A 26,372-nucleotide genomic window follows, 5' to 3' on the forward strand; every position below is an offset into this window, starting at 1 on the left:
TCCCTTGACGGAACGCTCAAGCAAAAGCCTGGTTCCGCCGAATTATCGCTGCGGTAAATAACGCAGCGGGTTTACGGATTTCCCCTTGTAACGAATTTCAAAATGCAATCGTGTTGAACTGGTTCCGGTGCTACCCATGGTTGCTATTTTTTGCCCCGCCTTCACTTCTTGTTGTTCCCGGACCAGCATTGTGTCGTTATGGGCGTAGGCGCTCAGGTAATCATCATTATGTTTGATGATAATCAGATTACCGTAGCCGCGCAGCGCATTACCGGCATAAACAACGCGGCCATCTGCGGTCGCGATAATTGCCTGTCCTTTGCTACCTGCGATATCAATCCCCTTGTTGCCTCCCTCAGAAGCGCCAAAGGTTTCAATCACTTTGCCCTCAGTTGGCCAGCGCCAGGTGGAAATCGGCGTACTGGTTGATGTACTGCTGACAGTCGGCTCGGTTGTGCTTGCTGTTGGTACAGTTACAGGCGCTGTGACCGTGGTCGCAGTTGGCTTGTTGTTCGGCAACATTTTGTTAGCACTCTGTTCACCCGAAGATTCAGAATACGTAATTGTCGGTTGCGACGCAACAGCAACGGTGGAATTTTGTGCAGGCTTGATCACAACTCCTTGCTCTGCTGCATCCGCCTGGGTAATGGCATTTCCGCCAGTGATTGGCGTGCCAGAAGCATTGCCAACCTGTAAAGTCTGACCTACGTTCAACGCGTATGGTGCCTCAATATTATTACGTTGGGCGAGATCGCGGAAATCGTTACCGGTGATCCAGGCAATATAGAAAAGTGTGTCGCCTTTTTTCACGGTATAAGTACTACCGCTATAACTGCCTTTCGGAATATTCCCGTACTGACGGTTGTAGACGATACGCCCATTTTCCATTTGCACCGGTTGCTGAGTGACAGGCTGCACCGGCTGGATTTGTGGTTGTTGCGTAGATTGAATTTGTGGCTGCTGTACCGGCTGAATTTGCGGTTGCTGCGTTTTAGACGTCGTCCCCATTTTCGGCGGTGGCGTAATCAACATACCTGAATTGGTATTTGCAGGTGCATTGCCGTTAACGGAACTGACTGGTGCCGGTGGATTCGATGTGTCAGAACAGCCAGCCAACCATAGCGAAACCAGTGACAAAGCCGCAATACGGCGAACGGTGAATTTTGGGCTTCCCGCGCTCATTTATCCCCCAGGAAAAATTGATTAATAACCAGTGACATAATTACCGTGCAAGGCACCCTACTGAACACTGGAAAAGATGTTCACGATACGCTGACCTGCTGCAAAATAACCAGGAAAATTCCAGGTATTTCCTCGCACTTTAAGCCAGCTCCCCCTTCACTAAGGGAACAAAGCGCACGGCCTCTACGGTATCGATAATAAATTCGCCCCCGCGACGACGCACCCGCTTCAAATACTGGTGCTCTTCCCCTACCGGCAAGACGAGAATCCCGCCTTCATCCAGTTGCGTCATTAGTGCAGTAGGAATTTCGGGCGGTGCTGCCGTTACAATGATAGCGTCAAACGGCGCACGTGCTTGCCAACCTTGCCATCCATCGCCGTGACGGGTTGAAACATTATGTAAATCAAGATTTTTCAGGCGACGACGCGCCTGCCACTGCAATCCTTTAATCCGTTCAACCGAACATACATGCTGGACAAGATGTGCCAGGATTGCTGTTTGATAGCCCGAACCGGTGCCGATTTCCAGCACCCGCGACTGCGGCGTCAGTTCGAGTAATTCGGTCATTCGCGCCACCATGTACGGCTGCGAAATTGTCTGCCCCTGACCTATCGGCAACGCGATATTGTCCCAGGCTTTTTGTTCAAACGCTTCATCAATGAATTTTTCACGCGGCACGGCGGCAAGTGCGTTCAACACCTGCTCATCCTGAATACCTTGCGCACGTAATTGATCCAGAAGTGCTTGTACGCGTCTGCTTACCATTGCGTGCCAACTCCCACGCTGTTTAACCAGTCTGAAACCACATCTTGCGCGTTGTGCGCGGTTAAATCTACATGCAGCGGCGTGATGGAGACATAGCCTTCATCTACCGCAGCAAAATCAGTCCCCGGACCGGCATCGCACTTACCGCCCGGCGGGCCAATCCAGTACAGCGTATTACCGCGCGGATCCTGTTGCGGGATAACTTGATCTGCCGGATGTCGTGTACCGCAGCGAGTGACGCGGATACCTTTAATCTGATCCAGCGGTAAATCCGGGACGTTAATATTGAGAATACGCCCGGTGCGCAGCGGCTCTTTGCACAGTGCGCGCAAAATAGAACAGGTTACCGCCGCAGCAGTGTCATAATGCTTATGCCCGTCAAGCGAGACGGCCAGCGCTGGAAAACCTAAATGACGGCCTTCCATCGCGGCTGCCACCGTACCGGAATAGATAACATCATCACCCAGATTCGGCCCGGCGTTAATGCCCGAAACCACAATATCCGGACGCGGACGCATCAGTGCATTCACACCAAGATATACACAATCGGTCGGGGTTCCCATTTGCACGGCGATATCACCATTTTCAAAGGTAAACGTGCGCAGGGAGGATTCCAGTGTCAGAGAATTTGAAGCGCCGCTGCGGTTACGATCGGGGGCAACCACCTGAACGTCAGCAAACTCACGCAAGGCTTTCGCCAGCGTTTGTATACCGGGTGCATGTACCCCGTCATCATTACTCAGCAATATGCGCATAATCACCTGTTGTGTTGATAAGTTCCCTGACAACGCTGGTTGCAAAACTTCCCGCCGGAAGCCAGAAACGGATTTCTACGGTGACGTCATCCCACCAGTTCCAGCTTAATTGTTGTGGATATAACAGCATCGCTCTGCGCGCGGCGTCTACTTTTTCGCGTACCAGTAATGCTTGCAATTCAGTTTCGTCGGCAACCGCCGCTTGTTCGAATGCCAGCGCCTCACGCTGGGTTCCCCACTCGCCGCTACCGGGCAAAGCAGCGGTAATCATCAGCTCTTTATCGTTGACGCGACGCTGTAATTCCGCCATTTCATCGTTAGTAGCAACAAACCAGCTACCACGCCCGGCTAATTGTAGCGCATCGCCGTCAACAACTTGATTAACGTCCGCTTTTTTGAGGCGCTCAGCAACAATCTGATTAAACAACGCACTACGGGCTGCCGACAACCAAAAACTGCGTTTATTGCGATCGCGCACCGGAGTATTCGTTTGCGCCCAGCGCAGCGCCCCCTGCAAGTTACTGCCGCCAATACCAAAACGTTGCGCACCAAAGTAGTTCGGTACACCTTTCACGCAAATATCGATCAGACGCTGTTCAACGTCATCGCGATTGCTCACTTCGCGTAGCACCAGGGTAAAGGCGTTACCTTTCAGCGCCCCTAAACGCAGCTTACGCTTGTGCCGCGCATACTCCAACACCTGGCAACCTTCCAGTTGAAACGCACTCAGATCAGGCATTTCTTTGCCCGGTACACGCGCGCATAACCACTGTTCCGTAACGGCATGTTTGTCTTTCTGCCCCGCGAAGCTGACTTCACGAGCATGAATTTTCAGGAATTTTGCCAGTGCGTCCGCCACAAACCGGGTATTGCAACCGTTTTTAAGCACCCGCACCAGAATATGCTCACCTTCACCATCAGGCTCAAAGCCTAAATCTTCCACCACCACAAAGTCTTCCGGGTTGGCTTTCAGCAGCCCGGTGCCTTGCGGTTTGCCGTGGAGGTAAGTGAGATTATCAAACTCAATCATTTTGTTGCCTTAATGAGTAGCGCCACCGCTTCACAGGCAATCCCTTCCCCACGTCCGGTAAATCCAAGTTTTTCCGTGGTGGTGGCTTTCACGTTAACATCATCCATATGGCAGCCGAGATCTTCGGCAATAAACACGCGCATTTGTGGAATGTGCGGCAACATCTTCGGTGCCTGAGCGATGATAGTGACATCAACGTTGCCGAGGGTATACCCCTTCGCCTGAATGCGTCGCCAGGCTTCGCGTAGCAGCTCGCGGCTATCGGCACCTTTAAATGCCGGATCGGTATCCGGAAACAGCTTGCCGATATCCCCCAGCGCCGCGGCACCAAGTAGTGCATCGGTCAGCGCATGCAGCGCCACGTCGCCATCAGAATGCGCCAACAGCCCTTTTTCGTAAGGAATGCGCACGCCACCAATGATAATTGGGCCTTCGCCACCAAAGGCGTGTACATCAAAACCGTGTCCAATTCGCATTATGTATTCTCCTGATGGATGGTTCGGGTGAGGTAAAATTCAGCAAGCGCCAAATCTTCCGGGCGCGTGACTTTAATGTTATCCGCACGGCCTTCGACAAGCTGCGGATGAAAACCGCAATATTCCAGCGCCGAGGCTTCATCGGTAATGGTTGCGCCTTCATTTAAAGCACGCGTCAGGCAGTCATATAACAGCTCTCGAGGGAAAAATTGCGGCGTCAGCGCGTGCCATAAACCGTTGCGATCAACGGTATGTGCAATGGCATTTTTATCAGGTTCGGCGCGTTTCATGGTATCGCGCACCGGAGCGGCAAGAATCCCCCCCGTGCGGCTGGTTTCGCTCAGAGTTAACAGCCGTGCAAGATCATCCTGATGCAGGCAAGGACGAGCGGCGTCATGCACCAACACCCACTGCGCGTCGCCAGCAGCTTTCAGTCCTGCCAGCACAGAATCGGCACGCTCTTCACCACCATCAACAACAGTGATTTGCGGATGATTCGCCAGAGAAAGTTGTGCAAAACGACTATCGCCCGGGCTTATTGCAATGACGACACGCGTCACCCGGGGATGCGCCAGGAGCGCATACACCGAGTGTTCAAGAATGGTTTGATTACCTATTGAGAGATATTGCTTAGGACATTCCGTTTGCATTCGGCGGCCAAATCCGGCCGCCGGAACCACGGCGCAAACATCCAAATGAGTGGTTGCCATGTTAATTCCTGGGCTGATTTATCGATTGTTTTGCCCCGCAGACTGCGCGCGCTTCGACGCGTCAGGCACCAGACGATAAAAAGTTTCGCCCGGCCTGGTCATGCTGAGTTCATTACGCGCACGCTCTTCGAGCGCCTCCTGGCCGCCATTGAGATCGTCAATTTCGGCAAAAAGCTGATCGTTTCGCGCTTTAAGTTTCGCGTTTGTAGCTTGCTGTGCCGCCACATCGTCATTGACGCGGGTATAGTCATGTATACCGTTCTTACCGAACCACAGCGAATACTGTAGCCAGACCAGAATAGCCAGCAACAGCAGCGTTAGTTTACCCATCCTGCCCCCTGAAAAACGGCATCATCATCCCATGCATCCGAAGACGACTCTACATCCTCTGTTGGGGATACCGCGACAACGCGGGCAAATGTACCACATTTGTCCATTGTTACGTATACCCAGGGCGTGCAGAACATAATCTCATTATTGGTTACGGTTTGAATTATGAACAGACCAGACGGGAAAGAACAAATTAGCCCAGCAACCACATAAACAGTGCGGCAAACATAATGCCGACTGTCACCAGGGTGAAAACAATGCTGTAGCGTAGCTTTCCGTCCATCAATGAATGCAGCGCAATACCCACCACCACCGCGACGGGCATCAGCGCCAGAAAGAAAGGCCAGGTATAGATAAAGAAGAACAGCGTGTTAGAGCCATAAATCAACATCGGTATCGCCAGCGCGCACAGCCAGGAGACAAAACCGACCACGGCCCCTGACAGCGACCATGTGGTTTCTTCATCTTCGGTAAGGCTTTCGCTATTTGTTAGTGTAATGTTATGGCTATTACGCATATCGGATCCTGTTACTTTGACGAACCGGGCATGTAAACCCGGTGGTGTCTCAGGATCTGATAATATCGTTCTGTCTCAGTAGATCTAATAATTGCTGAACCAAATTTGTTACCAATTGTTCACCATTGAGATGAATTTCTGCTGATTCAGGCGCTTCGTAAACGGCATCTATCCCCGTAAAGTTACGCAGTTCACCGGCACGCGCTTTTTTATATAAACCTTTTGGATCGCGAGCTTCACAAATCGCCAACGGCGTATCGACAAACACTTCGATAAACCGCCCTTCTCCTACACGTTCGCGAACCATCTGACGTTCAGCGCGATGTGGTGAGATAAACGCAGTCAGCACTACCAGACCGGCTTCAACCATTAAATTCGCCACTTCGCCAACCCGACGGATATTTTCTTTACGATCGGCATCGCTAAAACCGAGATCGCTGCATAAACCGTGGCGAACGTTGTCGCCATCCAGCAAATACGTGCTGACGCCAAGTTTATGCAGCGCCTCCTCCAGCGCCCCGGCAACTGTCGATTTCCCTGAACCAGAGAGGCCGGTAAACCACAACACAACACCACGATGCCCGTGGTGTTGCTCGCGCTGTTGTGGAGTCACCGGATGGCTATGCCAGACGACGTTTTCGTCATGCAGCGCCATTATTTACCTCCCAGCAAATCGCGCGCGCCCCAGTGTGGGAAGTGGCGACGTACCAACGCATTCAGTTCCAGCTCAAATGCGCTAAATTCTGATGGCGCAACGGCAGCCTCATTTTTCGGCTCATGCACCATACCGGCACCAACGGTCACGTTGCTCAGGCGATCGATAAAAATCAGCCCACCAGTTACCGGATTTTGTTGATAACGATCTAACACTAGCGGCTCATCAAAAGTGAGATCCACCAGACCAATGCCGTTCAGCGGCAGATTTTCAACTTCACGCTGGTTAAGGTTATTAATATCAATCTGATAATGAATGTCATCAACACGAGCACGCGTCTTCTTCCCGGCAATTTTGATGTCGTAACTCTGCCCTGGGGAAAGCGGTTGTTCCGCCATCCATACCACATCCACTGACGCGCTCTGCACCGTCGACAACGCTTCATCTGCTGCCAGCAGCAAATCGCCACGACTGATGTCGATCTCATCCGTCAGCACCAGGGTGATCGCTTCTCCGGCAAAGGCGTCTTCGCGATCGCCATCAAACGTGACGATCCGCGCAATATTTGACTCAACACCAGAGGGGAGCACTTTGACATGTTGCCCGACTTTCACGCTGCCAGAGGCCAGCGTTCCTGCGTAGCCTCGAAAATCAAGATTCGGGCGGTTAACGTACTGCACCGGGAAGCGCATTGGCTGGTCATCAACCACTCGCTGAATCTCAACGGTTTCCAGCACTTCCAGCAGTGTCGGGCCGCTGTACCACGGCATACTTTCACTTTGCGAAGCAACATTATCGCCTTCCAGCGCGGAGAGCGGCACAAAGCGGATATCCAGATTGCCCGGCAGTTGCCCGGCAAAGGTCAGATAATCTTCACGAATGCGGGTGAACGTTTCTTCGCTGTAATCCACCAGATCCATCTTGTTGATCGCCACTACCAGATGTTTGATTCCCAGAAGCGTGGAGATAAAACTGTGACGACGGGTTTGATCAAGCACACCTTTACGGGCGTCGATCAATAAGATCGCCAGATCACACGTCGACGCGCCGGTCGCCATATTGCGGGTGTACTGCTCGTGCCCTGGGGTGTCGGCAATAATAAATTTGCGTTTTTCGGTGGAGAAATAACGGTAAGCCACGTCAATGGTGATGCCTTGTTCACGCTCAGCCTGCAGGCCATCCACCAGCAGCGCCAGATCCAGTTTTTCACCCTGGGTGCCGTGGCGTTTACTGTCGTTATGCAGCGATGAGAGCTGATCTTCGTAGATCTGGCGGGTATCGTGCAACAGGCGACCTATCAGGGTACTTTTGCCGTCATCAACGCTGCCACAGGTCAGAAAACGCAGCAGGCTTTTGTGTTGTTGCGCGATCATCCAGGCTTCGACGCCGCCTTCATTGGCGATTTGTTGTGCAAGTGCGGTGTTCATCTTAAAAATACCCCTGACGTTTTTTCAGCTCCATAGAACCGGACTGGTCGCGGTCAATCACACGGCCCTGACGTTCGCTGGTAGTGGAAACCAGCATCTCTTCGATGATCTCGGGCAGTGTTTGCGCATTTGACTCTACTGCGCCGGTCAGCGGCCAGCAGCCCAGCGTACGGAAACGCACCATCCGTTTTTTAATCACTTCGCCGGGTTGCAGGTCGATACGGTTGTCATCAATCATCATCAACATACCGTCGCGTTCCAGAACCGGACGTTCAGCAGCAAGATACAGCGGAACAATGTCGATATTTTCCAGCCAGATGTATTGCCAGATATCCTGCTCGGTCCAGTTAGAGAGTGGGAAGACGCGGATACTTTCGCCTTTGTTAATCTGCCCGTTGTAGTTATGCCACAGCTCCGGACGCTGGTTTTTCGGATCCCAGCGATGGAAACGGTCACGGAAAGAGTAGATACGTTCTTTAGCGCGGGATTTCTCTTCATCGCGGCGCGCGCCGCCGAAGGCAGCATCAAAACCATATTTGTTCAGCGCCTGTTTCAGGCCTTCGGTTTTCATGATGTCAGTGTGTTTGGCGCTGCCGTGAACGAATGGATTAATCCCCATCGCCACACCTTCTGGATTTTTATGCACCAACAGCTCGCAGCCGTAGGCTTTTGCCGTACGATCGCGAAATTCATACATCTCACGGAATTTCCAGCCGGTATCAACATGCAGCAACGGGAAAGGCAGCGAACCTGGATAAAACGCCTTGCGCGCCAGATGTAGCATGACGCTGGAATCTTTGCCGATGGAGTAGAGCATCACCGGATTTGAGAATTCTGCCGCCACCTCGCGAATGATGTGGATGCTTTCCGCCTCCAGTTGCCGCAGGTGAGTCAGTCGTTTTTGGTTCATAACCGTTCCTTTGCAATACTGCTATTTGCTTGCCATCAGATATTCCGACTATAGGGAGCGTAAGAGTGCGAATGAAATTACCAATTAGAATGAGTAGTTCCTTAACGGAATAACGATTTGGCAAAGCTAATATCAAAAAGTGCTTAAGGCTCCGGATTTCGGGCATTTAGGAAGATTTGAAATTGTTTTAGCGCAGCGGCAGTTTCATACTATGGCGGTAAAAAAATTTGCATGGTATTTAAGGACTCACTATGTTTTCCGCATTGCGCCACCGTACCGCTGCCCTGGCGCTCGGCGTATGCTTTATTCTCCCCGTACACGCCTCGTCACCTAAACCTGGCGATTTTGCTAATACACAGGCGCGACACATTGCCACTTTCTTTCCGGGGCGAATGACCGGAACACCCGCAGAAATGTTATCTGCCGATTATATCCGGCAACAGTTTCAGCAAATGGGTTATCGCAGTGATATCCGGACATTTAATGGCCGATATATTTATACCGCCCGCGATAACCACAAAAACTGGCATAACGTGACAGGAAGTACGGTGATTGCCGCTCATGAAGGCAAAGCACCGCAGCAGATCATTATCATGGCGCATCTGGATACCTACGCCCCACAGAGCGACGCGGATGCCGATGCCAATCTCGGCGGGCTGACATTACAAGGTATGGATGATAACGCCGCAGGTTTGGGGGTCATGCTGGAGCTGGCAGAACGCCTGAAAAATACGCCAACCGAATATGGTATTCGTTTTGTGGCGACCAGTGGTGAAGAGGAAGGGAAATTAGGCGCTGAGAATTTACTCAAACGAATGAGTGACGCCGAAAAGAAAAATACTCTGCTGGTGATTAATCTCGATAACTTAATTGTCGGTGATAAATTGTATTTCAACAGTGGCGTAAAAACCCCCGAAGCAGTAAGGAAATTAACGCGCGATCGGGCGCTGGCAATTGCCCGCAGTCATGGAATTGCCGCGACGACCAATCCTGGTTTGAATAAAAATTATCCAAAAGGCACCGGGTGTTGTAATGACGCTGAAGTTTTTGACAAAGCCGGTATTGCTGTACTTTCGGTAGAAGCAACAAACTGGAATCTGGGAAATAAAGATGGTTATCAGCAACGCGCAAAAACAGCCGCATTCCCCGCAGGAAATAGCTGGCATGACGTAAGACTGGATAATCAACAGCATATTGATAAGGCACTTCCAGGAAGAATAGAACGCCGCTGCCGTGATGTTATGCGGATAATGCTGCCACTGGTGAAGGAACTGGCGAAGGCGTCTTGATGGGTTTGAGCTGATTCCCCATGACTGTGAGGAGTCAATTCTGCCTATAAAAAAATAGGGTGCAGGAGGCCAAACTATAACAATTCAATACGCGGGGTTTCACCCCCGCGTGGTGGCTACTTCTTCGGTTCGTAAGCGAGAACTGCCTTAAACTCCATACCACGTTCTCTGATATTCAACTCACACAACGAGTCGTCTACCATCAGCGTGAATCCCAGTACTGTACAACACAGCACTATGACTGCCACAAGGGCATATTTTGTTAGCATGTCTTGCCTCTCTGCAAAGAAGAGACTAGCATTCGAATTGTTGGGTTCGAACGTAGGCCTCAGGTGGATAGAAATATCGCCTGGGGCTTTTGTCCATCTGGAACCTCGCGAATGCTTAACGCCAGACAGCCTCAAGCACCCGACGCCATTCTATACCTGTTGATTCTCCCTGCGACGTTCTCGTTTAAAGGCCAGAATGCTGCTCGCAAAATAAAAACGCCCCCATCATTTCTGACAGAGGCGTTTAATTTATCCGGAAATATTTACCCTTCGTGTAATCCACATTCCCTTTTTAAGCCAAAGAAGCGCGTTTCTTCTTCGGCCATGCCGGGTTCCCATTTACGGGTTGTATGGGTGTCGCCAACCGATAAATATCCTTCGTCCCATAATGGGTGATATTTCAGGCCATGTTTTTGCAGGTACTGATAAATAGTTCGGTTATCCCAGTCGATAATCGGCAGCACTTTAAATACGCCACGCTGGATAGCCAGCACTGGTAAATTGGCACGGCTGCCAGATTGCTCACGGCGCAGACCAGCAAACCACGTTTGCGCGTTAAGTTCTTTCAGTGCACGGTTCATGGGTTCGACTTTGTTGATCTCATTGTACTTTTCAATGCCTTCAACCCCCTGCTCCCACAGTTTGCCGTAGCGTGCTTCCTGCCATGCGGCGCTTTCAGTGGCACGGTACACTTTCAGGTTGAGTTTAAGTTTGTCCGTTAACTCGTCAATAAAGCGGTAGGTTTCCGGGAACAGATAACCAGTATCGGTAAGAATCACCGGGATATTCGGGCAGATCTGGTTCACCAGATGCAGGCTGACTGCCGCCTGAATGCCAAAGCTGGAAGAGAGCACGTATTCGCCGGGCAGATTCTCCAACGCCCAGGCAACGCGGCCTTCAGCGTCCAGTTTTTCCAGTTGAGCGTTGGTTTGTGCCAGAGCCAGAATGCGCTCTACCTTCGGCAGTTCATTCAGGTCGTTTAGATCAAGTCTGGACATAGATTCCTCACTGTTTGCCTTGCCTGATGCGACGCTTATGCGTCTTATCAGGCCTACAAAACCGAGCAGACGCGGCGATTTATGTTAATCCCACAAATCGCGAGCCGGATCGAGCACCGGGCGAATGATGCCCGCACGCACCGTAAAGTCACCGAAGCCTTCACCCGCTTCGCGCTCTTTCGCCCAGCGCCCTATCAGTTCATCAAGCGACGCCAGGATTTCCGGCTCGGTGATGTTTTCTTTATACATCCGTGGGATACGTGTCCCCATACGGTTGCCGCCAAGATGCAGGTTGTAGCGCCCCGGCGCTTTACCCACCAGACCAACTTCTGCCAGCATCGCCCGGCCACAGCCGTTCGGGCATCCCGTCACACGCATTACGATATGCTCATCGCTGATGCCATGTTTCGCCATTAAGTTATCGATGTTGTCGATAAACGAGGGCAGGAAACGTTCGGCTTCCGCCATCGCCAGCGGACAGGTCGGGAATGACACACATGCCATTGAGTTTTCACGCTGTGGTGTGACGGCATTCATCAACCCGCTCTCTTTGGCGATCTTCTCGATCTTCGCTTTTTCACTTTCCGGTACACCCGCGATAATCAGGTTCTGGTTCGCCGTAATGCGGAAATCGCCTTTGTGGATCTTTGCGATCTCCAGCAGACCGGTTTTCAGCGGACGCCCCGGATAATCGAGAATACGACCATTTTCGATAAACAGCGTCAGGTGCCAGTTATCATCGATACCCTTAACCCAGCCGATGCGATCGCCGCGTCCGGTAAATTCATACGGGCGGATCGGTTCGAACTTGATCCCCGCGCGACGTTCAACTTCCGCCTTAAACGTCTCTACCCCCACGCGTTCCAGCGTGTATTTGGTTTTGGCATTTTTACGGTCAGTACGATTACCCCAGTCACGCTGAGTCGTAACCACAGCTTCCGCCACTGCCAGCGTATGCTCAAGTGGCAGATAACCAAACTCGCTCGCCGTGCGGGCATAGGTTTTTTTATTGCCGTGTTCCATAGAAAGACCGCCCCCCACCAGCAGGTTGAAGCCCACCAGCTTGCCGTTTTCCGCGATAGCCACAAAGTTCATGTCGTTGGCGTGCAGATCGATATCGTTCTGCGGCGGAATAACCACCGTCGTTTTGAACTTACGCGGCAGATAGGTCTGCCCGAGGATCGGTTCTTCATCAGTGGTAGCAACTTTCTCCTGATCGAGCCAGATCTCCGCATAGGCGCGGGTACGCGGCAACAGATGTTCAGAGATCTTCTTCGCCCACTCATAGGCTTCCGCGTGCAACTGTGACTCGTACGGATTCGAGGTGCACAGCACGTTACGGTTCATGTCGTTGGCGGTCGCCAGCGCATCAAGACCGACTGAGTGCAACATTTGGTGTGCAGGTTTGACGTTCTTTTTCAGAATACCGTGGAACTGGAAGGTCTGACGGTTGGTCAGGCGAATGCTACCGTAAATGGTGTTTTCCACTGCAAATTTGTCGATCGCCTGCCACTGTTTGGTGGTGATAACGCCACCCGGCAGGCGGCAGCGGAGCATCATGGCGTGACGCGGCTCCAGCTTCTGTTCAGCTCGTTCGGCGCGAATGTCGCGGTCATCCTGCTGATACATGCCGTGGAAGCGGATCAGCAGGAAGTTATCGCCCTTAAACCCGCCAGTCAGGCCATCATTCAAATCTTCGGCAATCGTGCCGCGCAGAAAGTTGCTTTCAAGCTTCATGCGCTCAGCGTCTGCCAGTTTACCTTCGACCACTAAAGGCCCTGGATGTTTTTCGCTCATTAGTAGACATCTCGCTGATAACGGCGCTCTACGCGCAGCTCACTTAAAAATTCATCCGCCGCTTCAGTGTCCATGCCACCAAATTCGGCAATCACTTCCAGAAGTGCCTGTTCAACGTCTTTCGCCATGCGATTAGCGTCGCCGCAAACATAAATGTGGGCACCGTCATTGATCCAGCGCCACAGCTCTGCCCCCTGTTCACGCAGTTTGTCTTGTACGTAAATTTTTTCTTTTTGATCGCGTGACCAGGCCAGATCGATACGCGTCAGCACGCCCTCTTTGACATAACGCTGCCATTCCACCTGGTAGAGGAAATCTTCCGTAAAGTGCGGATTGCCGAAGAACAACCAGTTTTTGCCCGGCGCTTCGTCGGCGGCACGCTGCTGCATAAAGGCGCGGAATGGCGCGATACCGGTGCCAGGGCCAATCATAATCACCGGGGTTTCCGGGTTAGCTGGCAGGCGGAAGTTGTCGTTATGTTCGATAAAGACGCGAACTTCGCCCTCTTCTCCCACGCGATCCGCGAGGAAGCTGGAGGCACCACCGGCACGGGCACGGCCTTCCACGTCATAACGCACAACGCCGACAGTAACGTGCACTTCACTCTCGACTTCCGCCTGCGATGAGGCGATGGAATAAAGGCGCGGCGTCAGCGGACGCAAAATACTGATGAACGCATCAGCGTCCAGTTGTGCCGGAGAGAAACGCAACATATCGACAATCGGCGTCGTCGCAGCGTAATGCTGCAACTTCGTTTTATCGCCCACCAGCGGCAGCAGCGTTTCGCTGCGCGTTAAAGTGGCGTAATTTTCAACAATGTTCGCGGTGTTGACGGTCAGTTCAAAATGCCACTGTAAGGCTTCCGCCAGCGGCAGCGTTTTGCCCTCGACAGTGACGGGTTCATCGCCTTTCAGCCACAGCAGTTCGACAATCTCTTTTACCAGTGCCGGATCGTTCTGATACCAGACGCCCAGCGCATCGCCCGGCTGATAGCGCAGGCCTGAGTCACCTAAATCGATCTCAATATGGCGAACGTCTTTTTCAGAGTTACGTCCAGTGATTTTCTGGTTAACAGAGAGGCTCGCCACCAGCGGCGCTTCTTTACTATACGGACTGGTGTGGATTTCATTCACCGCGCCAGTGGCGACGGATGTCGAAAGTGCTGCGACAGGCGCGCGCGATTTCAGTACATCAACTACATGGGCGCGCCATTCGCTGGCGGCTGCCTGATATTCAACATCGGCATCGACCCGGTCGAGCAGGCGTTCGCCGCCCAGTTCAGCCAGTTTGCTGTCGAAATCTTTACCGGACTGGCAGAAAAACTCATAAGAGGTGTCACCGAGGCTAAACACAGCAAAAGCGGTGTTTTCCAGTTTCGGCGCTTTTTTGGAGAACAGAAACTTGTGCAGCGCGACGGCTTCTTCCGGCGGTTCCCCTTCACCTTGTGTTGAAGTCACCACGATAAGCAGTTTTTCGCTGGCGATTTGTTTGAATTTATAGTCGCCTGCGTTCACCAGCTTAGCGTTCAGTTTTGCCGCTAATAAGTCGTCACGTAATGCTTCAGCGACCCGGCGAGCATTACCCGTTTGCGAGGCGGAGATGATGGTGATACCCGGCATTTCTGCGGCTGGTGTAGCGGCAAGTGTACCTGGCTGCTGGTTAAGCATTCCCCAGAAATAACCAGATACCCACGCAAGCTGGGTCGGTGTCAAATCAGTAGTGTCTGCCTGAAGGCGAGCCAGTTGCTCCGGGTTCAGCGGAAGCAAAGCGGAAGGAGGGACCTGTGTCGTCATGCGTCGTTATGTTCCAGTAAGCAAAGCTGTTTATCGGCCCTGTCAGCGCCCATAAAACAGAAGAGAAGGTAAGGTTAACGGCGCGAAGGGGGTGGATTAAAGACGGGATAGCGATAACTAATAACCAAATCGACTAACCTGTTTTAGCAATAGTCTTTAACAACAAAATAGATTTATTAACTCAATGAAAAATAGATAAATATCGACCGCAATTAAGATAAATCGGTCATTTTGCGCAACAAACCCGTTTTTGGTAATGCGAAAAAACAGGCTTTCCGGTACTCTACGGCGGTTTTATCGTCCAGTAGAGAAATTATGATGTCCACCACGTTATTTAAAGATTTCACCTTCGAAGCCGCTCACCGCTTACCACACGTCCCAGAAGGGCATAAATGTGGTCGCCTGCACGGGCATTCTTTTATGGTGCGCCTGGAAATTACCGGGGAAGTCGATCCGCATACGGGCTGGATTATCGATTTCGCTGAACTGAAAGCGGCGTTTAAACCGACTTACGATCGTCTCGACCACTATTATCTCAATGATATACCCGGCCTGGAAAACCCGACCAGCGAAGTTTTAGCAAAATGGATTTGGGATCAAGTTAAACCCGTTGTACCACTATTAAGCGCTGTGATGGTGAAAGAAACCTGCACCGCAGGCTGCATCTATCGCGGTGAATAATCAGAGTGTGTCGGCGGTCAATTTCCCTTAAGTAACGCTATGTTAGGGTGTTGTGCTCTGGATATCTGGGGCATGACATGGAAGACGACTGCGACATTATTATTATTGGTGCCGGTATTGCGGGCACCGCTTGTGCGTTACGCTGCGCGCGAGCGGGATTATCTGTTCTGTTACTGGAACGCGCTGAAATCCCTGGCAGCAAAAACCTTTCCGGCGGGCGGTTATATACCCATGCGCTCGCGGAACTCCTCCCTCAATTTCACCTGACCGCGCCCCTTGAGCGACGTATCACTCACGAAAGCCTTTCTCTGTTAACGCCCGATGGCGCAACGACGTTTTCCAGCTTACAACCCGGTGGTGAATCCTGGAGCGTATTACGCGCACGATTCGATCCGTGGCTGGTTGCCGAAGCTGAAAAAGCAGGAGTTGAGTGTATTCCCGGCGCAACAGTAGACGCGTTATATGAAGAAAACAGCAGAGTGTGTGGCGTTATCTGTGGTGATGATATTCTCCGCGCCCGTTATGTTGTGCTGGCAGAAGGGGCCAATAGTGTGCTGGCAGAACATCACGGGTTAGTTACCCGTCCTGCTGGCGAATCGATGGCGTTAGGGATCAAAGAAGTGCTGTCGCTGGAAACGACCATTATTGAAGCGCGTTTTCATCTGGAAAACAACGAAGGTGCAGCGATACTGTTCAGCGGGGAAATCTGTGATGACCTGCCAGGCGGTGCATTTCTTTATACCAATCAGCAAACGCTCTCTTTGGGGATTGTTTGCCCGCTCTCTTCCCTTGCACAAAACCGCGTTCCGGCAAGCGAGTTGCTGGCTCGTTTTAAGACACATCCGGCAGTAAGACCTCTCATTAAAAACAGTGAAACGCTGGAATACGGTGCACATCTGGTGCCGGAAGGCGGTTTACGCAATATGCCCGTGCAATTCGCCGGTAACGGCTGGCTGCTGGTGGGCGATGCGTTGCGCAGTTGCGTCAATACTGGAATTTCAGTGCGAGGCATGGATATGGCGTTCATTGGCGCACAGGCAGCAGCACAAACACTGATTAGCGCCTGCCAGCAACGCGAGCCGCAAAATCTGTTCCCGATTTATCATCACAACGTAGAACACAGTTTGCTGTGGGATGTTCTACAACGTTATCAGCATGTTCCGGCGCTTTTGCAACGCCCTGGCTGGTATCGGACGTGGCCTGCGTTAATGCAGGATATTTCCCGCGACTTATGGGATCAGGGAGATAAACCTGTTCCACCACTTCGCCAGTTGCTCTGGCGTCATTTACGTCGTCACGGCCTGTGGCATCTGGCGGGCGATGTTATCAGGAGTCTGCGATGTCTGTAGCCCGTAATCTCTGGCGTGCTGCTGATGCGCCACACATTGTTCCGGTTGACCCCGTTGAGCGCCAGACAGCAGAACGGTTGATTAATGCCTGCCCGGCAGGTCTTTTTTCGCTCACGCCGGAAGGCGACTTGCGTATTGATTATCGTAGTTGCCTGGAGTGCGGCACCTGCCGTTTGTTATGCGATGAAAAAACACTACAACAGTGGCGCTATCCGCCTTCTGGATTCGGCATCACCTACCGCTTTGGATAAATAATAAGGATAATTTATGCCCCTCTTACACCTGCTCCGTCAGAATCCGGTGATTGCTGCCGTTAAAGATAATGCCAGCCTGCAACTGGCCATTAATTCTGAATGCCAGTTTATTTCCGTGCTGTACGGCAATATCTGCACCATCAGCAATATCGTCAAAAAGATTAAAAACGCCGGGAAATATGCCTTTATTCATGTCGATTTGCTGGAAGGCGCGTCAAATAAAGAGGTGGTGATTCAGTTTTTGAAACTGGTGACCGAAGCAGACGGCATTATCAGCACTAAAGCGTCGATGCTGAAAGCCGCCAGAGCAGAAGGTTTTTTCTGTATTCATCGCCTGTTTATTGTCGATTCGATTTCGTTTCACAATATTGATAAGCAGGTTGCGCAATCGAACCCAGATTGCATTGAGATCCTGCCTGGCTGTATGCCCAAAGTGCTGGGCTGGGTGACGGAGAAAATCCGCCAACCGCTGATTGCTGGCGGGCTGGTGTGCGATGAAGAAGATGCGCGTAATGCAATTGACGCCGGTGTCGTGGCGCTTTCTACTACTAATACCCGCGTCTGGACGTTAGCGAAAAAATTGCTTTAACGGGATAAACGTAACGAATTGAATTTGTGTGATTTGTAGGCCACATCCGGCATTCAACGCCTGATGCGACGCTAACGCGTCTTATCAGGCCTACAAGTCCCTGACCCAGAACCGCATCCGCCAGTACGTTATTGGCAATCTGCGTGAATATTTGTCACCAGTGCCTCCAGCACCGCTTTCCAGTCATCCACCACGCCAACATCTGCCTGTGAAAAAACAGCCGCGCTGGCGTCATGATTCACAGCCACCACAAACTGGCTATTACGCACACCTGCCATTAACGCTGCCGCGCCGGACGCCCCGGCAACAATGCAAATCTCTGGCGCCAGCAAGTGCCCGGAAATTCCAATCACTTTTTCCGCATCAAAACCACCATTCATCACTCGCGCCCGACTGTAGCCCACTTCGGCGCCCAGCTTTTCAGCCAGCGTAGCGATGTCATGGCTATCAGCCTCGCCGCCCTGCCCTACCACCAGCACCCGTCTGGCTTCTACTAATGGGTCACGGGTAGTATTTTTCAGGTTTTCGATGCTAACAAACCAGTCTGGAAGTGCGCCAGGGACAATGTTTAGTTGCTGCATACCAGATGGCAACATTGCGTTTTTCGCAGCTCCGGCCTGGCGCGCCAGAGAAAGGCATAGCGGACGTTTTTCTGTTTGCAGCGTCGCCGTCAGCGCATTTCCCCAGTGGGATTTGCGCACGCTTGCTGTCGGTATATCCAACGAAATGATCTGGCAGATGCTGGTGCCATGTAAACGCCAGGCCAGTCGGGTCGCCAGTTCATCGCCAGACGCCCCCGGAGGGAAGAGCACAAATTCCGCAGGTGTTCGCTGCCACTGTTCCACGAGCGCATCCAACACCTGTTCCGCCACTACGGGCAGAGGTTCAATCTGCCAGTGCGTCAGTGTACAACCGCTGAAATCCTGTTCTGCCAGCCAGCCTGCGATAGCTGCATTGTCCTGATTTATTGTCACTATTACGACATTCATGGCTGCATCCTCTGGCGCAAATAATCCCGCCACAGTATTTGTGCTTTTTCTTCTGCTGTTTGCCCATCAATCAACGTCGCGCCACGTCGTTGCTCCGGCCTTTCCAGTTGCAGGCACTGTATCGCTGACGATTCGGCGGCGAGAGTTTCGCGTAAAATTTCCACTTTCCCTGCCGCCATACGCTGGCGCATTCCCGGTACAGGCAAAGCGACTTCGCCACACTGGCGCACGGCAATGACCGCAGGCAAGCGTACCCGGCAACAGCGCAGCCCGTTTTCAGTACGCTGTTCGAGAGTGATAAATGGCGCGTCGAGTGTGAAACGCTCCACCTGGGTAAAACAGGGCCAGGCCAGTATTTCCGCCAGCAAAAACGGCGTTTGCCCGTTCTGCCCCTCGCTGCTTTGGCAGCCGGTAATAATCAGCTCCATCGGATTCTGGTGCTGCCATTCGGCAATATGGCGAGCAACAAATTCCGGCGCAAAACGCAGATCTGCCGCAGTCTCCAGCAATACTGCTTCCTCAAACCCGAGAGCCGTGAAATAGCGAAGCCAATGCAACGCCCGTTCATCCCCCATGCTCAACGCGGTTAAAGTCATCGGCTTGCCGCTTTTTCTCTGCGCCAATAGAATTGCGGCGGCGGCCTGTTCATCAGCACCGGGTAAACTTCGCAACAGTGAAACATCCGGCCCATAATTTGCCGTAGCAGCAGCCTGCCACTCTTTTTCCGCCAGCATTCCGGCATCCGGTTCGGCTTTAAACGCTAACAGAATGTTCATTCGCACCTCCGACATTTCCCGCCGCAACCAGCGGGAGAGCTTTAGTTTCTGGAGCCCATAGCCAGGTCACAACAAAACCAACCAATAGCACGATGGCCAGTAACAATAAGGTGGCCTGCATTCCCCACTGCGCCAGAACCCACGGCAACAAACCGGTGCTAATTGCCGCGCCAAGTCTACTCATGGCGGTCGCAAAACCGACGCCCAGAGAGCGGATATCAGTAGGAAAACTTTCGGCAGGTAGAATGCCAACCAGATTGCTGACCGCCGAAATGGTGGTGCTGAAGAGAATAAAAAGCAGCAGCGTTAACGAACTGCCGGAAGGCAAACAGGCCATCACCATCAGCGTGGCCGCCAGCAGCAAAAAGCTCCCCAGTAAAAATTTGCGATGGGCTAACAAGTGGGTCAACACTAACCCTAATAACGCGCCAACAATTAACAAGGCATTGAGCATCAGGCTGGCGGTCAGCGCATCTTCCAGACCAATAGTCTGGGCGATAGTCGGCAGCCAGGTATAAATCACAAACCACGGGATCACGAGGCAGACAAAGAACACGCTGTTAAATACCGTGCGCCGCCAGTAACGCGAAGAGAACAAGGTTTTGATGTGCTTAGTGGTGGCCGTTGCCACTTCATCGCCCAGTAATACATGAGAGCCAAAGTAACGATGCACAATGGCATGAGCTTCTGCAAAACGCCCCTGTCGCAGCAGCCAGCGCGGCGATTCCGGTGTGCCCCAACGTAACAACGTAATCAACAGCGCGGGCAGAGCTGTTGATGCCAAAAGCCATCGCCAGGCCTCCGGACTTTCTGAAATAAAGTGATGTCCGGCAATACTTGCCAGCACATAACCCACCGTCCACACCACGCTGAACGCGCCCAGCAAAATACCGCGGTGGCGGCGCGGGGAAAATTCTGCCAGCAAGGTATGCCCCACAGAGTAATCACCACCCAGCCCAATGCCGATCAAAATGCGCAAACCAATCAGGTGCTCCGGCGTGGTGGCAAAATATTGTAAAAACGAAGCGAGCGTAATCAGCAAAAAGCTGAAAGTGAAGATTTTTTGCCGCCCGATATGGTCGGAGATCCAGCCCAAAACCAGGCTGCCGATAAACAGGCCAAGTAGCGCTGAGCCACCAATCATTCCCGCCATAAACGGTGTCAGTTGCATGGCTGGAGTAAGCTGAATAATGGCGTAACCAATGACGCCGAGGACATAACCGTCAGTCAGGTGCGCGCCGAAAGTAAGCGCAGCAATGCGACAGTGAAAACGGTTAAGTGGTAAATCATCCATTCGCACCGGTGAAGTGTTCATCTTTACCCCTTCATTGTCCGGTAATAAGAACGGCTTCTCGCTTGAGAAGCCGAAAAGGCAACGCCCCGACATCACAGGACGCTGCCTGACACATTATTTTTCAATCGGATAGATAGTACCCGTGTTCATAATGCCGTTAGGATCGAACTGCTTTTTCAGCCCTTCCAGCAACGCCCACGCGCTGCCATGTTCCAGTTTGCTCCAGTGAACGCGATGTTTACCAATGCCGTGGTGATGCACCATCGAACCACCGAGGCGAATGGTTTCTTCACAGATGATTTTGTTGAGCGGGTTGTGGTACTTGTCGATTTCCTCTTCCGGTTTGCAGTCAACAACGTTGTAGTCGTAAACGAAGTACATGTTGGTACCGTTTTGGTAGCTGTGAGAAGAGTGACCGCCCAGCATAGTGATGTCGTCGGCGTGCGGGAACTCGGTACGAATACGGTTAATGACGTTTTCATAGATTTCGTGAATACAACTCCAGCAGCCGGACACTTCGGTGGTAAAGCCCATGTTGCCGGTTTTGAGGATCTGCACACGTTCGGCGGCCACTTTATCCGGCCCCCAGTTCAGGTTGTTGAACCAGGTTTCGATCAGTTTGCTGTCCACACGATGGCACTGCGGGTAACGCGCCACGATTTCGGCAATTCCTTCGCCTGTCGCCTGCGCAATACGTGGGTTACCCTCGGCCATAAAGATCAGCACGCATTTACCATCAGCAAAATGAGTGAAGTGTTGCGTGCCATCTTCAGCGTCATACAAACGAGCAATCGACGGGCGATACCCTTCCACCATGATTTCACGCAGGATGTTGAAGCCGGTTTTCATGTCTTCCAGCACATAGCCGTAGAAGAGATTGTTTTCCGGGGTGAATTTGAAGATTTTCACTGTAACTTCAGTGATATAGCACAGTGCACCTTCGTTACCAATAATGATGTGACGAATGTCCGGACCAGCCGCGCGACGTGGAACGTTTTTAATGCGCGTCACGGTGCCATCTGCCAGTACCGCTTCCAGGCCAACGACCATATCTTCAATTGCGCCGTATAGTGTGGAAAACTGCCCGATACTGCGGGTCGCCACCAGGCCGCCCATCTGCGCCAGCGGCTTTGACTGCGGAGAATGCCCCGTGGTGTAACCTTTTTCACGCAATGCGTTTTCCAGCACCTCCAGCGGAACGCCACATTGCGCCGTGGCCTGCATATTCTCAATATCAATATTAATGATTTGATTCATGGCGGAGCCGTCGAGCACCACCGAGTTTTCTACGACAGTTTCCAGCCCACCTTCGGTGGCGGAAGCGCCGGTACGCGGCACACCGTTAATTTTGTGCGCATTCATAAAATTCAGCACGCGGGACACTTGCTCTGTGGAACCGAGTTTTACGACCGCTGCCGGAATCGGCAAAGTATAAATTCCATGAATATCCGGAAATTTACGAAAACGGTCAATACTGTTTTTCTTTAATACAGTTTCATCGGTAATAACGCGATCTGCACCAACAATTTCCTTTAGCTGGTCGACAATCGCTGCGCGAGATAAAGACATAATAAATCCTTTCTGATAATAAAAATGGAATAGTCATTAATAAAAGAAAACAGAAACCACCGTTATGGATTAGCGCACTAAATAACCACCATCAACCACCAGCAAATGACCATTCACATAATTCGATGCCGGGCTTGCGAGGAATACGGCTGCGCCCATTAAATCCTGTGTATCGCCCCAACGATTTGCCGGAATATGATCAAGAACGCGCTGATTTGTTTCTGGATTGCTGCGTGTCGCCAGCGTAATATCGGTTGCATAATAACCAGGGGCAATACCATTTACCTGAATATTATATTGACCTAATTCATCGCAATAGGCTTTAGTGAATCCAGCAAGTGCGTGTTTAGTTGCAGAATATGCTGGAGACCATTGCCCGCCCAGGTAAGAAAACAATGAACAGATATTAATGATTTTACCGCTTTTTTGCGGGATCATAATTTTTGCCGCTTCGTAACTCAGCTCAAAAGCGGCTGTCAGGTTCACATCAATCATCGGGTCCCAGTCGGCACGGCCGAAGTCCAGCACCTTATTCAGCTTACAAATACCTGCGTTATTGACCAGAATATCGACAGTGCCAAAACGCTCACAACAGGCAGCGATTATCTTCTGCGGCGCGCCTTCTGCGGTGATATCCACCTGCATGAAGTCCACTTCAACGCCTTGTTTTTCAATCATTTCCTTCGTTTCGCCATTATCTTTGACGAAGCTTGGAATAAAGATATTTGCACCTGCTTTTGCCAGTGCCATCGCAAATGCCTGGCCTAAACCACTATTCCCGCCGGTAACAATTGCAGTTTTACCTTTCAGGGAGAAAAAATCCATTGAGAACGCATTGAGTGATTCGATTGACATAGTTAGCTCCAATTTCCGTAAGGCAAAAAAAAAGAAAGGTAACTTCCCCCGCGAGAGGGAAGTTACCTTTCTCATTATCTCTGGTAACTGGCGATAATTTTTAGCATAAGGGCATAGTCGCTAATGTGATCGTACTCACAGAGTATTACTCGTATAATCAAATAATTTTAAAAAGCAGAAGCGTGATTACTCTCACACAACACCTCTGCTTTCCATGTTATTTCTTATCGCAATTACTAGAGACCTGAGAAAAGTAATCCTCCTGAAAAGGCGGCTTACTTTTCTCTTTTTTTTGTCTATTACAAATGGGAATACGATATGCAACACAGCTCATATCGACGTTGGATAACCCTCGCGATAATTAGTTTTAGCGGCGGAGTTAGTTTTGACCTAGCTTATTTACGTTATATTTATCAAATTCCCATGGCGAAATTTATGGGATTCAGCAATACCGAGATAGGTTTAATTATGAGCACCTTTGGTATTGCCGCCATTATTCTTTATGCGCCCAGCGGGGTTATTGCCGATAAATTTTCACATCGCAAAATGATTACTTCCGCGATGGTAATTACCGGATTATTAGGCCTGATAATGGCAACGTATCCACCATTATGGGTCATGCTCTGTATTCAGGTTGCCTTTGCGATAACGACTATTTTAATGCTGTGGTCGGTGTCGATTAAAGCCGCCTCGTTGCTTGGTGACCATAGCGAACAAGGGAAAATCATGGGCTGGATGGAAGGACTGCGCGGCGTCGGTGTAATGTCGCTGGCAGTGTTTACCATGTGGGTCTTTTCCCGCTTCGCCCCGGATGACAGCGCCAGCCTGAAAACGGTCATTATCATCTACAGCGTGGTTTACATCTTGTTGGGGATTCTGTGCTGGTTTTTTGTTAGCGATAACAACAGCCTGCGTAGTACCCATAACGAAGAAAAACAGTCATTCCAGCTTAGCGACATCCTGGCCGTTTTGCGTATCAGTACAACCTGGTATTGCAGCATGGTGATTTTTGGGGTCTTCACCATCTACGCCATTCTGAGTTACTCCACCAACTATCTGACCGAAATGTATGGCATGTCGCTGGTGGCGGCGAGCTACATGGGGATCGTGATCAACAAAATCTTCCGCGCACTGTGCGGCCCACTTGGCGGCATTATCACCACCTACAGCAAAGTGAAATCCCCTACCCGCGTGCTCCAAATTCTTTCCGTGGTCGGCCTGCTGGCACTCACTGCCCTACTCATGACTAACTCTAACCCGCAATCGGTCGCGATGGGGATTGGCCTGATTTTACTACTGGGATTCACCTGCTACGCCTCACGCGGGCTGTACTGGGCCTGCCCCGGCGAAGCGAGAACACCATCTTACATTATGGGCACCACGGTAGGTATTTGTTCGGTGATTGGCTTCCTGCCTGATGTCTTTGTTTACCCGATTATCGGTTACTGGCAGGACACCCTGCCCGCAGCAGAAGCCTACCGCAACATGTGGCTGATGGGCATGGCGGCGCTCGGCATGGTGATCGTCTTTACCTTTTTGCTGTTCCAAAAAATTCGTACTGCTGATAGCGCCCCCGCAACGGCTAACAGCAAGTAAGCCCAGAACATTACAGGAGAAAAATCATGTCGAAGAAATACATCATAGGGATTGATGGCGGAAGTCAGAGTACAAAAGTGGTGATGTACGATCTGCAAGGCAACATAGTTTGCGAAGGCAAAGGTTTATTACAGCCGATGCACACACCGGATGCCGATACCGCAGAACATCCTGACGACGATTTATGGGCATCATTATGTTTTGCCGGTCACGATTTAATGAGCCAGTTTGCCGGGAATAAAGAAGATATTGTTGGCATCGGCCTGGGATCAATCCGTTGCTGCCGTGCCTTACTGAAAGCTGACGGTACACCCGCCGCACCACTGATTAGCTGGCAGGATGCACGAGTTACGCGCCCTTACGAACACACGAATCCTGACGTGGCGTATGTCACTTCTTTTTCGGGCTATCTGGCGCACCGCTTAACAGGCGAGTTTAAAGACAATATCGCCAACTATTTTGGCCAGTGGCCGGTGGATTATAAAACCTGGGCCTGGAGTGAAGATGCCGCGGTAATCGAGAAGTTTAATATCCCCCGCCATATGCTTTTTGGCGTACAAATGCCGGGGACCGTTCTCGGGCATATCACACCACAAGCAGCACTGGCGACACATTTCCCGGCAGGACTGCCGGTAGTTTGTACCACCAGTGATAAACCGGTAGAAGCATTAGGAGCCGGATTGCTGGACGATGAAACGGCGGTGATTTCCTTAGGCACCTATATCGCGCTGATGATGAATGGCAAAGCACTGCCGAAAGACCCGGTAGCGTACTGGCCGATTATGTCTTCTATTCCAGAAACATTGCTGTATGAAGGTTACGGTATTCGCAAAGGGATGTGGACGGTAAGTTGGTTGCGCGACATGTTGGGCGAGTCGTTAATTCAGGATGCCAGAGCACAGGATCTTTCGCCGGAAGATTTGCTCAACAAAAAAGCCTCTTGCGTGCCACCTGGCTGTAATGGGTTGATGACGGTGCTGGACTGGCTGACCAACCCGTGGGAACCGTACAAACGCGGAATTATGATCGGCTTTGATTCCAGTATGGATTACGCATGGATTTATCGTTCGATTCTGGAAAGCGTGGCGCTGACGCTGAAGAACAATTACGACAATATGTGTAATGAAATGAATCACTTTGCGAAGCATGTGATCATTACTGGCGGCGGTTCAAACAGCGATCTGTTTATGCAAATTTTTGCCGACGTGTTCAATCTTCCGGCAAGACGTAACGCCATTAACGGGTGCGCTAGTTTGGGAGCGGCTATCAACGCGTCTGTAGGGCTTGGCTTGTACCCGGATTACGCAACTGCTGTTGACAAAATGGTTCGCGTGAAAGACATCTTTATGCCTGTTGAGAGCAACGCCAGACGTTACGAAGCGATGAATAAAGGCATTTTCAAAGACCTAACCAAACACACTGATGTGATCCTGAAAAAATCGTATGAAGTGATGCATGGAGAATTGGGCAATGTGGACGCTATTCAAAGCTGGTCTAATGCGTAAGTGAAGAAGAC

General features: G+C 51.3%; 27 protein-coding genes. 7 read left to right on the forward strand and 20 right to left on the reverse strand.

Annotated features, from left to right (window positions below; genetic code table 11):
* Nucleotides 1-42 precede the first annotated feature (42 nt).
* The 11 genes from nlpD to cysD all read right to left on the reverse strand — a co-directional run bounded on the left by nlpD (nucleotide 43) and on the right by cysD (nucleotide 8,758).
* Nucleotides 43-1,137, reverse strand: coding sequence for a murein hydrolase activator NlpD (nlpD, locus tag A1WG_RS17580; RefSeq protein ID WP_306667652.1), 1,095 nt, complete (start codon nucleotides 1,135-1,137; stop codon nucleotides 43-45).
* Nucleotides 1,138-1,321: 184 nt separating this feature from the next.
* Nucleotides 1,322-1,948, reverse strand: a complete 627-nt coding sequence (gene pcm, locus A1WG_RS17575; protein WP_000254703.1) for a protein-L-isoaspartate O-methyltransferase — start codon at nucleotides 1,946-1,948, stop codon at nucleotides 1,322-1,324.
* Entirely contained in the window at nucleotides 1,942-2,703 is a 762-nt protein-coding gene (gene surE, locus A1WG_RS17570) for a 5'/3'-nucleotidase SurE (protein WP_001516955.1), read from the reverse strand. The genes pcm and surE overlap by 7 nt, the downstream gene beginning before the upstream one ends.
* Nucleotides 2,684-3,733: a tRNA pseudouridine(13) synthase TruD gene (gene truD / locus A1WG_RS17565; protein ID WP_000568971.1), complete on the reverse strand. Its 1,050-nt coding sequence runs from the start codon at nucleotides 3,731-3,733 to the stop codon at nucleotides 2,684-2,686. Before truD ends, surE begins: the two co-directional genes overlap by 20 nt.
* Nucleotides 3,730-4,209, reverse strand: a complete 480-nt coding sequence (ispF, locus tag A1WG_RS17560; RefSeq protein ID WP_001219242.1) for a 2-C-methyl-D-erythritol 2,4-cyclodiphosphate synthase — start codon at nucleotides 4,207-4,209, stop codon at nucleotides 3,730-3,732. The genes truD and ispF overlap by 4 nt, the downstream gene beginning before the upstream one ends.
* Nucleotides 4,209-4,919, reverse strand: a complete 711-nt coding sequence (gene ispD / locus A1WG_RS17555) for a 2-C-methyl-D-erythritol 4-phosphate cytidylyltransferase (protein WP_000246161.1) — start codon at nucleotides 4,917-4,919, stop codon at nucleotides 4,209-4,211. Before ispD ends, ispF begins: the two co-directional genes overlap by 1 nt.
* An 18-nt stretch (nucleotides 4,920-4,937) precedes the next feature.
* Complete coding sequence (gene ftsB, locus A1WG_RS17550) at nucleotides 4,938-5,249, reverse strand: cell division protein FtsB (RefSeq protein ID WP_000517476.1); 312 nt, start codon at nucleotides 5,247-5,249, stop codon at nucleotides 4,938-4,940.
* Nucleotides 5,250-5,442: 193 nt separating this feature from the next.
* Nucleotides 5,443-5,766: a DUF3561 family protein gene (locus A1WG_RS17545; RefSeq protein ID WP_001246116.1), complete on the reverse strand. Its 324-nt coding sequence runs from the start codon at nucleotides 5,764-5,766 to the stop codon at nucleotides 5,443-5,445.
* Nucleotides 5,767-5,815: 49 nt separating this feature from the next.
* Nucleotides 5,816-6,421 (reverse strand): adenylyl-sulfate kinase, encoded by a 606-nt coding sequence (gene cysC / locus A1WG_RS17540; protein ID WP_001173652.1) that lies wholly within the window; start codon nucleotides 6,419-6,421, stop codon nucleotides 5,816-5,818.
* Complete coding sequence (gene cysN / locus A1WG_RS17535) at nucleotides 6,421-7,848, reverse strand: sulfate adenylyltransferase subunit CysN (protein ID WP_001090336.1); 1,428 nt, start codon at nucleotides 7,846-7,848, stop codon at nucleotides 6,421-6,423. Before cysN ends, cysC begins: the two co-directional genes overlap by 1 nt.
* A 1-nt stretch (nucleotide 7,849) precedes the next feature.
* Nucleotides 7,850-8,758 carry a sulfate adenylyltransferase subunit CysD gene (gene cysD, locus A1WG_RS17530; RefSeq protein WP_001072281.1) on the reverse strand — a complete coding sequence of 303 codons (909 nt, stop codon included), beginning with the start codon at nucleotides 8,756-8,758 and terminating at the stop codon, nucleotides 7,850-7,852.
* A 251-nt stretch (nucleotides 8,759-9,009) separates the two neighbouring features.
* Between cysD and iap the strand changes: the two genes are divergently transcribed.
* On the forward strand, nucleotides 9,010-10,047 hold the full coding sequence (gene iap / locus A1WG_RS17525) for an alkaline phosphatase isozyme conversion aminopeptidase (protein WP_000490394.1): 1,038 nt from the start codon (nucleotides 9,010-9,012) through the stop codon (nucleotides 10,045-10,047).
* 116 nt (nucleotides 10,048-10,163) lie between these two features.
* On the opposite strand, the gene A1WG_RS17520 is transcribed toward iap, so the two are convergent.
* From A1WG_RS17520 to cysJ, 4 genes are all read right to left on the reverse strand, one after another.
* Entirely contained in the window at nucleotides 10,164-10,316 is a 153-nt protein-coding gene (locus tag A1WG_RS17520; RefSeq protein ID WP_000956462.1) for a Hok/Gef family protein, read from the reverse strand.
* 263 nt (nucleotides 10,317-10,579) lie between these two features.
* A complete protein-coding gene (gene cysH, locus A1WG_RS17515; protein ID WP_001516956.1) occupies nucleotides 10,580-11,314 on the reverse strand; it encodes a phosphoadenosine phosphosulfate reductase in 735 nt (244 codons plus the stop codon).
* An 84-nt stretch (nucleotides 11,315-11,398) separates the two neighbouring features.
* Nucleotides 11,399-13,111 carry an assimilatory sulfite reductase (NADPH) hemoprotein subunit gene (gene cysI, locus A1WG_RS17510; protein WP_001516957.1) on the reverse strand — a complete coding sequence of 571 codons (1,713 nt, stop codon included), beginning with the start codon at nucleotides 13,109-13,111 and terminating at the stop codon, nucleotides 11,399-11,401.
* The gene (gene cysJ, locus A1WG_RS17505; RefSeq protein ID WP_016242537.1) at nucleotides 13,111-14,904 is read right to left on the reverse strand and encodes an NADPH-dependent assimilatory sulfite reductase flavoprotein subunit; all 1,794 of its coding nucleotides are present in this window, start codon (nucleotides 14,902-14,904) and stop codon (nucleotides 13,111-13,113) included. Before cysJ ends, cysI begins: the two co-directional genes overlap by 1 nt.
* A gap of 315 nt (nucleotides 14,905-15,219) precedes the next feature.
* On the opposite strand from cysJ, the gene queD reads away from it, so the two are divergent.
* From queD to A1WG_RS17485, 4 genes are all read left to right on the forward strand, one after another.
* Nucleotides 15,220-15,585, forward strand: a complete 366-nt coding sequence (gene queD, locus A1WG_RS17500; protein ID WP_001329795.1) for a 6-carboxytetrahydropterin synthase QueD — start codon at nucleotides 15,220-15,222, stop codon at nucleotides 15,583-15,585.
* Between the two features lie 77 nt (nucleotides 15,586-15,662).
* Complete coding sequence (locus A1WG_RS17495; RefSeq protein WP_001516959.1) at nucleotides 15,663-16,934, forward strand: FAD-dependent oxidoreductase; 1,272 nt, start codon at nucleotides 15,663-15,665, stop codon at nucleotides 16,932-16,934.
* On the forward strand, nucleotides 16,925-17,185 hold the full coding sequence (locus A1WG_RS17490; protein WP_000109517.1) for a ferredoxin family protein: 261 nt from the start codon (nucleotides 16,925-16,927) through the stop codon (nucleotides 17,183-17,185). Before A1WG_RS17495 ends, A1WG_RS17490 begins: the two co-directional genes overlap by 10 nt.
* A gap of 16 nt (nucleotides 17,186-17,201) precedes the next feature.
* A complete protein-coding gene (locus tag A1WG_RS17485) occupies nucleotides 17,202-17,777 on the forward strand; it encodes a glycerol-3-phosphate responsive antiterminator (protein ID WP_001130283.1) in 576 nt (191 codons plus the stop codon).
* A 128-nt stretch (nucleotides 17,778-17,905) separates the two neighbouring features.
* On the opposite strand, the gene A1WG_RS17480 is transcribed toward A1WG_RS17485, so the two are convergent.
* The 5 genes from A1WG_RS17480 to A1WG_RS17460 all read right to left on the reverse strand — a co-directional run bounded on the left by A1WG_RS17480 (nucleotide 17,906) and on the right by A1WG_RS17460 (nucleotide 23,260).
* A complete protein-coding gene (locus A1WG_RS17480; RefSeq protein WP_001516960.1) occupies nucleotides 17,906-18,766 on the reverse strand; it encodes an electron transfer flavoprotein subunit alpha/FixB family protein in 861 nt (286 codons plus the stop codon).
* On the reverse strand, nucleotides 18,763-19,542 hold the full coding sequence (locus A1WG_RS17475) for an adenine nucleotide alpha hydrolase family protein (protein WP_001516961.1): 780 nt from the start codon (nucleotides 19,540-19,542) through the stop codon (nucleotides 18,763-18,765). The genes A1WG_RS17480 and A1WG_RS17475 overlap by 4 nt, the downstream gene beginning before the upstream one ends.
* Nucleotides 19,520-20,857 carry an MFS transporter gene (locus tag A1WG_RS17470; RefSeq protein ID WP_024191904.1) on the reverse strand — a complete coding sequence of 446 codons (1,338 nt, stop codon included), beginning with the start codon at nucleotides 20,855-20,857 and terminating at the stop codon, nucleotides 19,520-19,522. The genes A1WG_RS17475 and A1WG_RS17470 overlap by 23 nt, the downstream gene beginning before the upstream one ends.
* Nucleotides 20,858-20,950: 93 nt before the next feature.
* Nucleotides 20,951-22,405, reverse strand: a complete 1,455-nt coding sequence (locus A1WG_RS17465) for an FAD-binding oxidoreductase (RefSeq protein ID WP_001516963.1) — start codon at nucleotides 22,403-22,405, stop codon at nucleotides 20,951-20,953.
* 69 nt (nucleotides 22,406-22,474) lie between these two features.
* A complete protein-coding gene (locus A1WG_RS17460; protein ID WP_000021321.1) occupies nucleotides 22,475-23,260 on the reverse strand; it encodes an SDR family oxidoreductase in 786 nt (261 codons plus the stop codon).
* A gap of 318 nt (nucleotides 23,261-23,578) precedes the next feature.
* Between A1WG_RS17460 and A1WG_RS17455 the strand changes: the two genes are divergently transcribed.
* The gene (locus A1WG_RS17455; RefSeq protein WP_016242538.1) at nucleotides 23,579-24,856 is read left to right on the forward strand and encodes an MFS transporter; all 1,278 of its coding nucleotides are present in this window, start codon (nucleotides 23,579-23,581) and stop codon (nucleotides 24,854-24,856) included.
* A 26-nt stretch (nucleotides 24,857-24,882) separates the two neighbouring features.
* Nucleotides 24,883-26,361, forward strand: a complete 1,479-nt coding sequence (locus tag A1WG_RS17450; RefSeq protein ID WP_001516965.1) for an FGGY-family carbohydrate kinase — start codon at nucleotides 24,883-24,885, stop codon at nucleotides 26,359-26,361.
* Nucleotides 26,362-26,372: the final 11 nt, after the last annotated feature.

This window comes from Escherichia sp. KTE96 (genome assembly GCF_000408525.1).
GTDB classification, from domain to species: domain Bacteria; phylum Pseudomonadota; class Gammaproteobacteria; order Enterobacterales; family Enterobacteriaceae; genus Escherichia; species Escherichia marmotae.